This is a genomic window from Mycolicibacterium xanthum (assembly GCF_019710635.1).
Classification (GTDB): domain Bacteria; phylum Actinomycetota; class Actinomycetes; order Mycobacteriales; family Mycobacteriaceae; genus Mycobacterium; species Mycobacterium xanthum.
In genome coordinates, this window is sequence record NZ_JAIFZS010000007.1 from 1 (window position 1) to 13367 (window position 13367).

A 13367-nucleotide genomic window follows, 5' to 3' on the forward strand; every position below is an offset into this window, starting at 1 on the left:
CCGGCGACCCCCGAGGTGGGTACCAAGCTGCCCGAACTGTCGCTCTACGGCGATCCGACCTTCATCGTCTCGACCGCCATCGCGACACGCGACTACCAGGACGTCCATCACGACCGGGACAAGGCGCAGGCCAAGGGTTCCAAGGACATCTTCGTGAACATCCTGACCGACACCGGCCTCGTGCAGCGGTTCATCACCGACTGGGCGGGCCCGACCGCGGTGATCAAGTCGATCTCCCTGCGTCTCGGCGTGCCGTGGTACGCCTACGACACGGTGACCTTCTCCGGCGAGGTGACCGAGGTATCCGATGGCCTGATCACGGTGAAAGTGGTTGGCACCAACAGCCTGGGCGATCACGTCATCGCCACGGCGACGCTCACGATCGGAGGTGGCGCATGAGCGGCGGCCTGTCCGGGAAGGCGGCGATCGTCGGCATCGGCGCGACCGACTTCTCGAAGAACTCCGGACGAAGCGAACTGCGATTGGCCGCCGAGGCGGTGCTCGACGCGCTCGACGATGCCGGTCTGACTCCTGCCGATGTCGACGGCATGGTCACGTTCACGATGGACTCCAACACCGAGGTGGCCGTTGCCCGCGCCACCGGGATCGGCGAGCTGAAGTTCTTCTCCAAGATCCACCACGGCGGCGGCGCTGCGTGCGCCACCATCCAGCAGGCCGCGATCGCGGTGGCCACCGGCGTCGCGGAATGCGTTGTGGCCTATCGCGCCTTCAACGAACGATCGGGGATGCGGTTCGGTCAGGTGCAGATGCGGCTGGTAGACAACGCCGACTCCACCGGCGTCGACAACTCGTTCTCGTATCCGCACGGCCTGTCCACCCCCGCAGCTCAGGTGGCGATGATCGCCCGGCGCTACATGCATCTGTCCGGAGCCACCAGCAAGGACTTCGGCGCGGTGTCCGTCGCGGACCGCAGGCACGCCGCCAACAACCCCAAGGCGTATTTCTACGGCAAGCCGATCACCATCGAGGATCACCAGAACTCGCGGTGGATCGCCGAGCCGTTGCGCCTGCTCGACTGCTGTCAGGAGACCGATGGTGGTGTCGCACTGGTCGTGACGACTCCGGAGCGCGCGAAGGATCTCAAGCATCGGCCGGCCGTCATCGAAGCCGCCGCCCAGGGGTCCGGCACCGATCAGTACTCGATGGTCAGCTACTACCGTCCCGAGTTGGGGCTGCCGGAGATGGGTCTGGTGGGTAGGCAGCTGTGGGACCAGTCGGGGCTGACACCGGCCGACATCCAGACCGCGATCCTCTACGACCACTTCACCCCGTTCACGCTGATCCAGCTCGAGGAGCTCGGCTTCTGCGGCATCGGGGAGGCCAAGGACTACGTCGCCGACGGTGCGATCGAGATCGGCGGCAGGTTGCCGATCAACACCCACGGCGGTCAGCTCGGCGAGGCCTACATCCACGGGATGAACGGCATCGCCGAGGGGGTCCGGCAGCTGCGGGGCACGTCGGTGAACCCGGTTCCCGACGTCGAGCACGTGCTGGTCACCGCCGGTACCGGGGTTCCGACGTCCGGGCTCATCCTGGGCTGATGCACCGGTAGGTGTGGCTCGCACGATCGAGCCACCGCGCCCACTACCCTTGGCCAGATGAGCTCCCACGAGCCCCGACCCGACGATGACACCGGACCGGTGTACGTCGACCGGTCACATCCGGCATCCGGTGCGCCCTCCGGACGCCGGTTCGATGCACCGCTGTCGGTGAATCCCCGGCCGGTTCAGAGGGATCGTCGGCCGACCGTGCTGATCGCGGCGGCGACGGTCGCGGTGATCGCGCTCGGGGTGCTCGCGTGGGTGTTCTGGCCGTCGTCGGAGGCGGGCGAGTCACCCGCCGCGGCGCCGACAACGACCACCGAGACCCAGTCCGTAGAGGAGGCGGGAGCCCGGTTGATGGGCATGTTGCCGCGCGGCTACGACGAAGGCGCCTGCGAGCCCGTCGTGCCACCGAAAGGTGCTCTTGCGCACGTCATTTGCGGTAGGAACGGTGACCCGGGAGGCCCGCTCTCGGCAATCTACACGCTGGCCGGCGATGTGGAGTCGCTGCGCACCGCCTTCGACCGGACCAAGAACGCGCTGTCGGTGGTGAACTGCCCCGGCAACATCCAGTCTCCCGGCCCGTGGCGCCGCAATGCCGCGCCGGACAAAGTGGCGGGAACGCTGGTTTGCGGGTTTCGCCAGACCACGTCGACGGTGGCCTGGACCACCGATGCCCAACTGCTGCTGAGCGAAGTGCAGTCGGGCGCCCAGGGACCGAACATGGTCCAGCTTTACACCTGGTGGTCGTCGCACTCCTGACGACCACCAGGGGGCCCGCTCCGCGGTCAGGCAGGCGGTGCGGGGACGACGGTCGTCGTGGTGGGCGCCACGTTCTCGGGCAGTGGGGTTCCCGAACTGCCTTCCACCATCGGGGTGCCGGTGCTGCCCTCGGGCGCCGGAGCGACCGCGGCGGGAGCGGGCGCGGCGTCCTCGGGCAGCGGGGTCCCCGTGCTGCCTTCCGGTAGCGGAGTCCCCGAACTCCCCTCGGGCAGCGGGGTGCCCGAACTGCCCTCCGGCGCAGGTGGCATCACCGCTTCGGTGCTCTCCGTCGTGGGTTCGGTAGTCGCCGTCGGCTCGGTGGTCTCGGCCTCAGCGGGGGCGGCGGTGCGCGCCGGAGCCGGTGCGGTGTAGCCGCCCGACGAGCCGGTAGCCGGCGGCGGAGGCGCGGGAACCCACAGCAGCAGATCCTGCCCGCCCGCGTTGTAGAAGACGCTGTCGGGGCTGTCGCCGGTGACGTCGAAATAGATTTTGCCGGTGGTCTTCTGGCCCTGGGCCAGGGTGGCGGGGTTGATCCCCTGTGTGGAGGCGACCCCGAACAGCACGCGGTAGGACTGCCCACTGGCGGCGCGGGCGTTCAGATTCGACACGATGGGAGTCGCAGAGCCTGCGATCGCCTCATCGGTCGCCGTGGCCTCCCACAGCGTTCCGGCGACCGGGTAGGGGATCGTGTCGGTGCTGGGCCGCAGGTCGCTGATCGTCCATCCCTGAACGACGTCTCCATCGACGAGTTCACCCTGCTGACCGAGGTAGGCAACCTCGGTGTCGGCCGACGCGAACGGCGGGCAGGCCAGGCCGACGGTGACGGCCGCCGCTGTGGTGAGCACGGCCAGTGCGGGTTTCATCTTCACGTCAGTTCCTCCTGGTTTCGGCGATCGAGCAGCGAGGTGTTCCCCCCGACGAGCAACGTAACAGGCACGTGCCGCATTCTGGGGTCGTGCCCGCGATCTGAGATTCGACCGGTCGCGATGAGGTTTGCCATATTCGTGTATCGCGATGACAAAATACGGAGCTGCGCCGAATCTTCCCGGCCGGGCAGCCAGTCTGGAGAGATCCGTTCCTGAGATTGCCAAAATCGCACGTAGAGGATTTCTTCCAGGAAAATCAGAAAGTCAGATCAATCTACCAGTGCATTCGTCCATTGCCGCAATGGCCGGCTGGCGGATCGACCGCATCAGATTGTTTGCTCGATCTATGTTGAAGGACAGAGAGTCGAGTGGTCACCTTGACGCAGTCCGAACCTCTCACGCCAGGGTGCCATACCTGGTTGACCGATCTGTCTTTGCGCGCTCCGGTGCGCCATCAGCACAGGGATTTCGTCCTCTGATTGGGTGACGGTGGGCAGAAGGTCGAGCACTACATCCTCGACCACCGCGACCCGACGGCCGCGACATCGCCGATCACCTTCGTGGCCAGCGCCCGTGCCCTGTCGCCGAAACGCCTGCAAGCGTATGACTTTGACCGGTACATGTGAGGCTATGATCGGCCCATGCCGGAATCCCGTCGCTCAGATCGGCTCATCGTCGCGACGCTGATCGTCGCCGTCGCCGCATTCGGTGTCGCCATCTGGGCGCTGATGCGTTCGCCGTCGTCGGATGGGGCGGGATCGGTGACCACCGAGCAGTCGGCCGAGGCCAAGCAGCGGGTCTGCACCGCCTTCGGCACGGTGCGCAGCGCCGTGTCGCTGCAGACCAACGCCAACCTCGGCAAGGACAAGGTCGCCACCCAAGCGGTCGCGGCCAACGCGCGGTTGGCGACGCTGGGTGGCGGACAGTATCTGCTGTCCCAGCTGGACAACGCCGTTCCCGGCGAATTGTCAGACGCAGTAACCTCTTTCGCGCACAACCTGCAGGACATCGGGATGGGCCAACTGGCCGGAGCGCCGGCGGAAGATCCCGCACAGGCGACCCGCCTCGAAGAGGCCCAGGCGAGTGCCACGCGTATCGGCGAACTCTGCGCCTAGCTTCGATCAGCCGGGGACGAATTCGACCCCGGCCAGGGCCACGGCGTTGTCGCGTTCCGGTGCGGTCACGACGGCGGTGTATCCCGCGTCGGTGCCTTGGTCGTCCTTCCACACGCTGACACGCAGGGTCTCGCCGGGGAACACCACGCCGGCCATCCGCGCTCCGTAGGACTTCAGCCCGCTGACGTCACCGTCGAGGAGTGCGTCCACCAACGCTTTGCACGTCATCCCATAGGTGCACAGACCATGCAGGATCGGCCGCGGAAAACCCGCGGCCGCGGCGAAGTCGGGGTCGGAGTGCAGCGGATTGCGGTCACCGCACATCCGGTAGAGCAGTGCCTGCTGCGGCGAGGTCTCCACCGAAAGTTCGATGTCGGGCACCCGATCGGGGGCTCCGGCAGATCCGGAAGGCCCTCGGTCACCGCCGAATCCACCCTCCCCGCGGGCGAAGATCGACCGCTTCTGGGTCCACAGCAGTGCGCCCTCGGGGTTGCGTACCGTGGTCTCCGACCAGATCACCGCCGCCTTGCCCTTGTCCCAGATCTCGGTGAACCTGGTGACCGCTATGCCGGTGCCCGCGGCGGGGATGGGTCCGGGCACCGTGACGGCCTCGCTGGCATGCAGCACCTTGGACAACTCGATGTCGATCCCGGGGAACTTCACCGCGGGCGGCTCGGTGTCGTGGAAGCTCTGCGCGACGTTGCCGAACGTGGGCAGCACCTGTGGTGTGTCATCGGTCAGGTACCGCAGTTCGCGGCGGTCCATCGGGTCGCGGCCCGCGCCCAGGCCGAGGTGGTAGAGCTGGATATCGCTACTGGTCCAGGAGAATTCGACCGGGTCGAGTTCGGCGCCGATCGCTTCGTCGAGGTTGATCGGCATCGCTACTCCTTGGCTGCCACGTGCAGGGCCGCGAGGTACCCGAAGGTCATGGCGGGGCCGATGGTGCCGCCCGGGCCGGGATAGGTGTAACCCATGACCGGTGCGCTGACGTTACCCGCAGCGTAGAGCCCCTCGATGACCGAGCCATCATCGCGCAGGGCTCGACCGTCGTTGTCGGTGACGACACCGCCCTTGGTGCCCAGGTCGCCGGGAACCATCTTGGCCGCGTAGAACGGGGCGTGGCCGACCTCGCCGAGGTTGGGGTTGGGCTTGTTGGTGGGGTCGCCGTAGTAGCGGTCGTACGCGCTCTGGCCGCGGTTGAAGTCCTCGTCGACGCCGGAGCGGGCGAACCCGTTGAAGCGCTCGACGGTGGCCTTCAGCGAATCGGCGGGCAGGCCGGTCTTGGCGGCCAGTTCGTCGAGCGTCGGGGCCGAGACGATGACACCGGACTCCATCCATTTCTTCGGGATGCGCTGGCCGGGCTGCAGGCCGGCGAAGATGTACCGGTCGCGGTACCGCTGGTCGAAGACGAGCCAGGCCGGGATGTTCTCCCCGGGGCCCGCGCCCTGTCCGTACCGGCCGCCGTACATGTGGTGGCCGGCTTCGACGTAGGGCAACGACTCGTTCATGAACCGCTTGCCCGCCATGTTCACCATGATGGCGCCGGGCGAGTTGCGCTCCGACAACGCGATCCACGGTGCGTCGACCAGCGGCACTGTTGGTATCCACCAGGCATCTTCCATGATGTCCAGCGCCGCTCCGAGTTTCTCGGCGGCCAGGATACCGTCGCCGGTGTTGGCCTTTGCGCCGACCGTCCAGTCCGTGGTGATCGGAGCGCGCTGGTACTTCACCCGCATCTGCTCGTTGTGCTCGAACCCGCCGCTGCCCAGGATGACGCCGCGGCGGGCCTGGATCAATCGCGGTTCGGCGGATTCGGACTCCTGCGCGTCCCGGACATAGATGCCGCGGACGGCCCCTTTCTCGACGTAGAGGTCGGTCATCGCGGTGTCCAGCAGCACCGGGACGCCGGCGTCACGCAGGCCGATACGCAGCGGCGCGATCAGCGCGCGACCCATCCCGACCAGGTTCTTGCCGGTGGCCTGGGCCCACATGGTCCTGGCGCCGACCTTCAGGCTGCGCAGTACCCCGCGGGGGTGACGCTTGAGCTGGTTGAGCCGCACGTAGTCCTGCTGCATGACCACGACGTTGAGGGGGACCTTGCCGTACGGCGGCTCCAGGCCCTCGAGGTCGGGGCCCAGCTTGTTGGCGTTGAACGGTTTGGGCTCCACCGAGCGGCCCGATGCCTTGCCGCCGGGGGTCTCGGGGTAGTAGTCGGAGTAGCCGGGCACCCAGCACAGCTTCAGCGGCGAGTGCTTCAGCACGAACGACAGCATCTCCGGACCACGCCGCAGGTAGGTGTCGATCTTGTCGGCCGGCACCACATCGCCGATGATCGCGTGCAGGTAGGTGCGGGCGGCCTGGGCGGTGTCCTGCACGCCGTCGCGCTGCAGTACCTCGTTGTTCGGGATCCAGACACCGCCACCCGACCGCGCAGTGGAACCACCATAGTGCGGGGCCTTCTCAACGATTACTGTCGAGAGGCCCTGGTGGGCGGCGGTGAGGGCGGCGACCATGCCGGCGGCGCCGCTACCCACCACGACGACGTCATACTCCTGCTCCGTCATGTAGAACACGTTATAGAACTGCCCGGCCGGCTAACAACTGCGCCGGTCCGCGAAACGAGGGGAATTCGCTGAAATGCTCAGTGTTGAGGTTCGTGACCGGCTCGCCGCCGACCTCGCCCAGGCCGAACGCAGCCGGGTGCCGATCACGCCGTTGACCGACGGCAACCCCGACATCGATGTGGTGGACGCCTACGAGATCCAGTTGATCAACATCCGCCAGCGGGTCGCCGAGGGTGCCCGGGTGATCGGGCACAAGGTGGGTCTGTCGTCGGAGGCCATGCAGAAGATGATGAACGTCGACGAGCCCGACTACGGGCATCTGCTCGACGAGATGCAGGTCTTCGAGGATGTGCCCGTTCGGTCCGATCGATACCTGTATCCGCGGGTCGAGGTCGAGGTCGGGTTCATACTGGCCGACGACCTGCCCGGGGCGGGTTGCACCGAGGACGACGTGCTGGCCGCCACCGCCGCGTTCGCGCCCGCGATCGAGTTGATCGACACCCGGATCACCAACTGGCAGATCAAGCTGTGCGACACCATCGCCGACAACGCCTCGTCGGCCGGTTGGGTGCTGGGGGAGGCGCGGGTGTCGCCCAAGGACATAGATATCAAGAACATCGACGCGGTGCTGACCAACAACGGCGAGGTCGTGGCCGAGGGACGCAGCGACGCTGTGCTGGGAAACCCGGTCACCGCGGTGGCCTGGCTGGCCCGCAAGGTCGAGGGTTTCGGGGTGCGCCTCAAGGCCGGTGACATCGTGTTGCCGGGGTCGTGCACGCGTGCGATAGATGCACCTCCGGGCAGCCGTTTCGTGGCGGAGTTCGGCGGGTTAGGTTCAGTACGACTGAACTTCGAGTAGTAGGAGATTTCCCATGCCGGACAAGGCGTCGGTGGCGATCGTCGGATCGGGCAATATCAGTACCGATCTGCTGTACAAGTTGCTGCGTTCGGAGTCGCTGGAGCCGCGGTGGATGATCGGGATCGATCCGGACAGTGAGGGTTTGGCGCGGGCCCGCAAGCTCGGTCTGGAAACCTCCCACGAGGGGGTGGACTGGTTGTTGGCTCTCGATGAGAAACCGGACATGGTGTTCGAGGCCACCAGTGCCTATGTGCACCGCGCTGCCGCGCCGCGGTATGCCGAGGCCGGTATCCGGGCCATCGATCTGACCCCGGCGGCAGTGGGTCCGGGAGTGATACCGCCGGCGAATCTGCGTGAGCATCTGGATGCGCCGAACGTGAACATGGTGACCTGTGGTGGGCAGGCGACGATCCCGATGGTGTATGCGGTGAGTCGTGTCGTGGAGGTGCCGTATGCCGAGATCGTGGCGTCGGTGTCCTCGGCGTCGGCGGGGCCGGGGACGCGCGCGAATATCGACGAGTTCACCAAGACCACGTCGGCGGGTGTGCGTGATATCGGTGGTGCGGCCCGGGGTAAGGCGATCATCATCTTGAATCCGGCCGAGCCGCCGATGATCATGCGCGACACGATTTTCTGCGCGATCCCCGAGGACGCCGACCACGACGCGATCACGGCGTCGGTCAAGGATGTGGTGGCCCAGGTGCAGTCTTATGTGCCGGGGTATCGGTTGCTCAACGAGCCGCAGTTCGACGAGCCGTCGGTGGTCAACGGCGGCAACCACGTCGTCACGATCTTCGTCGAGGTGGAGGGTGCGGGGGATTATCTGCCGCCGTACGCTGGAAATCTGGACATCATGACCGCCGCGGCCACCAAGGTGGGCGAGGAGATCGCCAGGGAAATGGCCGGGGTGTCATTGTCCTCATCGACAGGAGGACGGGCATGACAAGCGAGAAGCGCAGCGGATCGCGCATCGGCGGAGTCGAGGACATCTACTTCAACCCGGTCTGGGACGTGCGGATGACCGACACCTCCCTGCGCGACGGTAGTCACCACAAGCGCCACCAGTTCACCAAGGACGAGGTCGGCGCGATCGTGGCGGCGCTGGATGCGGCGGGGGTGCCGGTCATCGAGGTCACCCATGGTGACGGTCTGGGCGGGTCGAGCTTCAACTACGGGTTTTCCAAGACCCCGGAACAGGAGCTGATCAAGCTGGCCGCCGAGACGGCCAAAGAGTCCAAGATCGCGTTCTTGATGCTGCCCGGGGTGGGCACCAAGGAGGACATCAAGGAGGCGCAGGACAACGGTGGGTCGATCTGCCGGATCGCGACGCACTGCACCGAGGCCGATGTGTCGATCCAGCATTTCGGGTTGGCCCGGGAGCTCGGCCTGGAGACGGTGGGTTTTTTGATGATGAGCCACACCATCTCCCCGGAGAAGCTGGCCGCCCAGGCCCGGATCATGGCCGATGCGGGCTGTCAGTGCGTCTACGTCGTCGACTCTGCCGGGGCTTTGGTGCTCGAAGGGGTGCGTGACCGGGTGGCCGCCCTGGTGGCCGAGCTCGGCGATGACGCCCAGGTCGGGTTTCACGGTCACGAGAACCTCGGACTCGGGGTGGCCAACTCGATCGAGGCGGTGCGGGCGGGTGCCAAGCAGATCGACGGGTCGTGCCGGCGGTTCGGGGCCGGGGCAGGTAACGCGCCGGTGGAGGCGCTGATCGGGGTGTTCGACAAGATCGGTGTGAAGACCGGTATCGATTTCTTCGATATCGCCGATGCCGCCGAGGAGGTGGTCGCCCCGGCGATGCCGGCGGAGTGTCTGCTGGACCGCAACGCGCTGATCATGGGTTACTCCGGGGTGTACTCCAGCTTCCTCAAGCACGCCATTCGCCAGTCCGAGCGCTATGGGGTGCCCGCGCATCAGCTGCTGCACCGTGCCGGACAGCGCAAGCTGATCGGCGGCCAGGAAGACCAGCTCATCGACATCGCACTGGAGATCAAACGCGAACAGGAGACCGCGGCCAGCTGAGCACCGGGCCGAACGGGCATCGCACGGGCCGAGGCAGGCGGCCGCACGCCCGGACACCGCGGACGCGACCGACGCGACGGAACGGACTGGATGAAAGTGCAGTAGTCGCCTACTGCACCGGGGGCAGCCCCTTCGAGAGATGCTCCTCGTGTTCAGTGCGACGACCTCATCCGAGGCCGCTGCACGAACCATGAATGGGGGGAGGGCAACAGCCATGAGAGGTCCGTGCAGTCCGACGCGGCATGACTCGGTGAGCATGCGATTCACCACCGGTTGCGCCGCTGCGATGGTGGGGATCCTGGTGTGCGCCGCCGCGCCCCCATCGGTCAAGGCGGATGACCCGCCACCCGAGGTCCGTGCCGTGCGGTTGGTGTCACTTGTCGCACCCGAGCCGAACCCGCTGGGCGTGGTCATCGAGACCGCACTGGCAGCTGGGGGTGGCGCCGGAGCCGTTGATCCTGGCCCGCCGGTCGGCCTTTCCGCCTCGGTGCAGCGTCTGCCCGAGGTGGGGTCGTCGGCTGCGCCCCAACAGCTCGATGCTGTCGGGCCCGACCTCCACATCGCCTTCTACCTGGTGAGTCTGCTGTTACAGCCTCTTCTGTGGATCGTCGCCGTGGCACCTGACGACCTCAAGCCGCTCTTCGGCGGAGTCCTGCTCTTCGTGATCGCGCCGGTTGCGGCAGTCCTGACCACGTGGGTTGACTTGGCGATAAACACCTTCCTGGGTGCGTTGGGGTTCGGACCCCCGGCGGCAGCCCTCGACGCGGGTTCCGAGGCGCTCGTCCCGAGTGAGGTCGAGTCGCACGACGAGCCGTCGTTGCGCGTCGATGTGCCCACCGGTGCCCCCGGGGACTCACCAGCCCTGACCGACGCGGTACCTCCGGCGGCTGAGGTGACGGAAATCATCGACGCGACGGCGGTGTCGACCGAGGCGGACGACGACATCGCCGCGGACTCGATGGCCATGGCGGAGCCGGCAGAGTTGGTGACCGTCGTCGACCCGCTCGCCGAGGAGGCGGCGCCCGCGGCAATCGACGAAGTAGCGGTCCCGGAAGACCAGGGCGATGCGGTGGAGGCACCGGAAGGTGTTGCCGACACCGATGTGCCGGAGGAAGACGCGACAGATCCCGCGGCGGATTCCGATGTGGACCCGACGGACGTGAAAAAGCCGGCGGTCGACTCCGACACAGACGAAGCGCCCCCGACCGGTGGCCCCGCTCCGGCTGCCGACAATGGTGCCGGCGTCGACAGGGCCGGGGTCGACAAGGCCGGCGCCGACGAAGGGTAGGCCCTCGCACTCTGCAGTCTCACGGCCACCGGACGCCGATTCCTCGAACGTCTGCGACGCAGAGCAAGATGGGCGGTGATGTCGACACCAGAGCAGGCCCAGCAGATCCTCGAGCAGCTCGCCGGGCCGACGGCGACGCTGCGTGACGACCAGTGGACGGCGATCGAGGCGCTGGTCGTGCGGCGCCGGCGGGCGCTGGTGGTGCAGCGCACCGGATGGGGGAAGTCGGCGGTCTATTTCATCGCCGCCAAGCTGCTGCGTGCCGGCGGGCACGGGCCCACCGTGATCGTGTCGCCGCTGCTGGCCCTGATGCGCAATCAGGTCGCCGCGGCCGAGCGCGCCGGAGTGCGGGCGGCGACCATCAATTCGGCCAACGTCACCGACTGGGACGAGATCCATCACCGGGTGCGCCGCGGTGAGCTGGACGTGCTGCTGGTCAGCCCGGAGCGGTTGAACAACCCCGACTTCCGTGACAACGTGCTGCCCGCGCTGGCGGCCGACGCGGGGTTGGTGGTGGTGGATGAGGCACACTGTGTGTCGGATTGGGGCCACGACTTCCGCCCCGACTACCGTCGGATCCGTTCGCTGATCGCCGACCTCGGGGCGGACATCCCGGTGCTGGCGACCACCGCGACCGCCAACGACCGGGTGGTCGACGACGTGGCCGCGCAGCTCGGGGTCGGGGGTCGCGACACCGTGGTACTGCGGGGTGGGCTGGACCGAGAGTCGCTGCGGCTGTCGGTGGTGCAGGCGGGCACTACCGCGCAGCGCGCCGCCTGGATCGCCGCCCAGCTGGACTCGCTGCCCGGCTCCGGCATCATCTACACGCTGACGGTGGCCGCCGCCCATGACGTCGCCGCCCTGCTGCGGGATCGCGGCCATGCCGTCGCGGCGTACACCGGGGCCACCGAGACGGCCGAACGCGAGGCGCTCGAGGCCGATCTGCTGGCCAACCGGGTCAAGGCGCTGGTGGCCACCTCGGCACTCGGAATGGGTTTCGACAAGCCGGATCTGGGGTTCGTCGTGCATCTGGGTGCGCCGTCCTCGCCGATCGCGTACTACCAGCAGGTCGGCAGGGCGGGCCGGTCGACCGCGAGTGCGGAGGTCGTGTTGCTACCCGGCCCGGAGGACCGCGACATCTGGCGCTACTTCGCGTCGGTGGCGTTTCCATCGGAAGCGATGGTGCGCAATGTGATCCGGGTACTCGACCCCGAGCGGCCGCAGTCGACGCAGGCCTTGGAGCCGCAGGTGGACCTGGGCCGGACCAGGCTGGAGATGGTGCTGAAGGTGCTCGACGTCGACGGTGCGGTGCGCCGGGTGAAGGGCGGCTGGGTCGGCACCGGTGCTCCGTGGGAGTACGACGAATCGCGCTATCGCAAACTGGAGGCGGCCCGGCGGGCCGAACAGCAGGCGATGCTGGACTATCAGGACACCGCCGGATGCCGAATGGTTTTCCTGCGCAGCCAACTCGACGATCCGGAGCTGCGCGACGGCGAGGCGTGCGGCCGTTGCGACAACTGTGCCGGCGGCCGTTACCGCGCCGAGGTCGACGATGCGACGATCGCCGACACCCGGTCCGCATTGATGCGGCCCGGCGTCGAGATGGCCCCACGCAGGCAATGGCCGACCGGGCTGGCCAAGCTCGGCCTGACGCTGTCGGGTCGCATCGCCGACGGCCCGTCGGCCGGCCGGGCGGTGGGTCGGCTGACCGACCTGGGCTGGGGTGCCCGGTTGCGGGCGCTGATCGACGGTCCGGACGCCCCGGTGCCCGATGACGTTGTGCGGGCCGCGGTTTCGGTGCTGGCCGCCTGGGAATGGGACGTTCGCCCGGTCGGGGTGATCGGCCTCGACTCGACGAAGCATCCGGTGCTGATCGCCTCGCTGGTCGGCCGGCTCGCCGAGCTGGGCCGGCTGACCAACCTGGGCACGTTGCGCTACGCCCCGACACGGCGACCGGTGACAGCGGCCAATTCCGCGTATCGCGTTGCCGCACTCATCGATTCCTGGTCGGTTCCGAATGACGACCTGGCCGCCGTGGAAGGCCCGGTACTGGTCGTCGACGACTTCAGCGACACCGGGTGGACGATGACGATGGCCGCGCGGGTGCTGCGGGCCGCGGGAGCCGATGAGGTGCTGCCGCTGACGTTGGCCACGACCGGCTAGGTGGCTGGTGTCGAACGGGTCTCGTGGGGTAGGTGGTAACCGCTCTTGCGGTTGAGCTTGCTGTGACGGCTGGTGTGGGCCTGGGACGGTTCAATGGGTTGATGGGCCTGCTCGCCGGACCGAATTATCAGGATCGTTGCAGAATGCACTGTGCAGCAGGTGT

12 protein-coding genes are annotated in these 13367 nt (G+C 67.4%); 9 read left to right on the forward strand and 3 right to left on the reverse strand.

All coding sequences use genetic code 11. The features are described 5' to 3' along the window. Nucleotides 1-15 precede the first annotated feature (15 nt). From JDV09_RS04335 to JDV09_RS04345, 3 genes are read left to right on the forward strand one after another with little or no spacing between them, the layout of a single operon-like run. The gene (locus tag JDV09_RS04335; RefSeq protein WP_221367902.1) at nucleotides 16-399 is read left to right on the forward strand and encodes a MaoC family dehydratase; all 384 of its coding nucleotides are present in this window, start codon (nucleotides 16-18) and stop codon (nucleotides 397-399) included. Then, nucleotides 396-1562, forward strand: a complete 1167-nt coding sequence (gene ltp2 / locus JDV09_RS04340; protein WP_221367892.1) for a 17-hydroxy-3-oxo-4-pregnene-20-carboxyl-CoA lyase — start codon at nucleotides 396-398, stop codon at nucleotides 1560-1562. The genes JDV09_RS04335 and ltp2 overlap by 4 nt, the downstream gene beginning before the upstream one ends. A gap of 57 nt (nucleotides 1563-1619) precedes the next feature. Continuing rightward, nucleotides 1620-2324 carry a hypothetical protein gene (locus JDV09_RS04345; RefSeq protein ID WP_221367893.1) on the forward strand — a complete coding sequence of 235 codons (705 nt, stop codon included), beginning with the start codon at nucleotides 1620-1622 and terminating at the stop codon, nucleotides 2322-2324. Between the two features lie 26 nt (nucleotides 2325-2350). Here JDV09_RS04345 and JDV09_RS04350 read toward each other — a convergent pair whose 3' ends face one another. After that, nucleotides 2351-3187, reverse strand: a complete 837-nt coding sequence (locus JDV09_RS04350) for an MPT63 family protein (protein ID WP_255604836.1) — start codon at nucleotides 3185-3187, stop codon at nucleotides 2351-2353. A gap of 644 nt (nucleotides 3188-3831) precedes the next feature. Here JDV09_RS04350 and JDV09_RS04355 point away from each other — a divergent pair. Further along, a complete protein-coding gene (locus JDV09_RS04355) occupies nucleotides 3832-4305 on the forward strand; it encodes a hypothetical protein (protein ID WP_221367895.1) in 474 nt (157 codons plus the stop codon). 6 nt (nucleotides 4306-4311) lie between these two features. Here JDV09_RS04355 and chsH3 read toward each other — a convergent pair whose 3' ends face one another. Beyond that, nucleotides 4312-5184, reverse strand: a complete 873-nt coding sequence (gene chsH3 / locus JDV09_RS04360; protein WP_221367896.1) for an enoyl-CoA hydratase ChsH3 — start codon at nucleotides 5182-5184, stop codon at nucleotides 4312-4314. A 2-nt stretch (nucleotides 5185-5186) separates the two neighbouring features. Then, entirely contained in the window at nucleotides 5187-6869 is a 1683-nt protein-coding gene (gene kstD, locus JDV09_RS04365) for a 3-oxosteroid 1-dehydrogenase (RefSeq protein ID WP_221367897.1), read from the reverse strand. Between the two features lie 73 nt (nucleotides 6870-6942). On the opposite strand from kstD, the gene JDV09_RS04370 reads away from it, so the two are divergent. The 5 genes from JDV09_RS04370 (at nucleotide 6943) to JDV09_RS04390 (ending at nucleotide 13204) form a co-directional block, all read left to right on the forward strand. Then, nucleotides 6943-7728 carry a 2-keto-4-pentenoate hydratase gene (locus JDV09_RS04370; RefSeq protein WP_221367898.1) on the forward strand — a complete coding sequence of 262 codons (786 nt, stop codon included), beginning with the start codon at nucleotides 6943-6945 and terminating at the stop codon, nucleotides 7726-7728. A 13-nt stretch (nucleotides 7729-7741) separates the two neighbouring features. Then, complete coding sequence (locus JDV09_RS04375; RefSeq protein ID WP_221367899.1) at nucleotides 7742-8671, forward strand: acetaldehyde dehydrogenase (acetylating); 930 nt, start codon at nucleotides 7742-7744, stop codon at nucleotides 8669-8671. Then, nucleotides 8668-9753: a 4-hydroxy-2-oxovalerate aldolase gene (gene dmpG / locus JDV09_RS04380; RefSeq protein WP_304619328.1), complete on the forward strand. Its 1086-nt coding sequence runs from the start codon at nucleotides 8668-8670 to the stop codon at nucleotides 9751-9753. Before JDV09_RS04375 ends, dmpG begins: the two co-directional genes overlap by 4 nt. 406 nt (nucleotides 9754-10159) lie before the next feature. Further along, complete coding sequence (locus JDV09_RS04385; protein ID WP_221367900.1) at nucleotides 10160-11041, forward strand: hypothetical protein; 882 nt, start codon at nucleotides 10160-10162, stop codon at nucleotides 11039-11041. Between the two features lie 78 nt (nucleotides 11042-11119). Beyond that, the gene (locus JDV09_RS04390; protein WP_221367901.1) at nucleotides 11120-13204 is read left to right on the forward strand and encodes a RecQ family ATP-dependent DNA helicase; all 2085 of its coding nucleotides are present in this window, start codon (nucleotides 11120-11122) and stop codon (nucleotides 13202-13204) included. The last annotated feature ends 163 nt before the right edge of the window (nucleotides 13205-13367 follow it).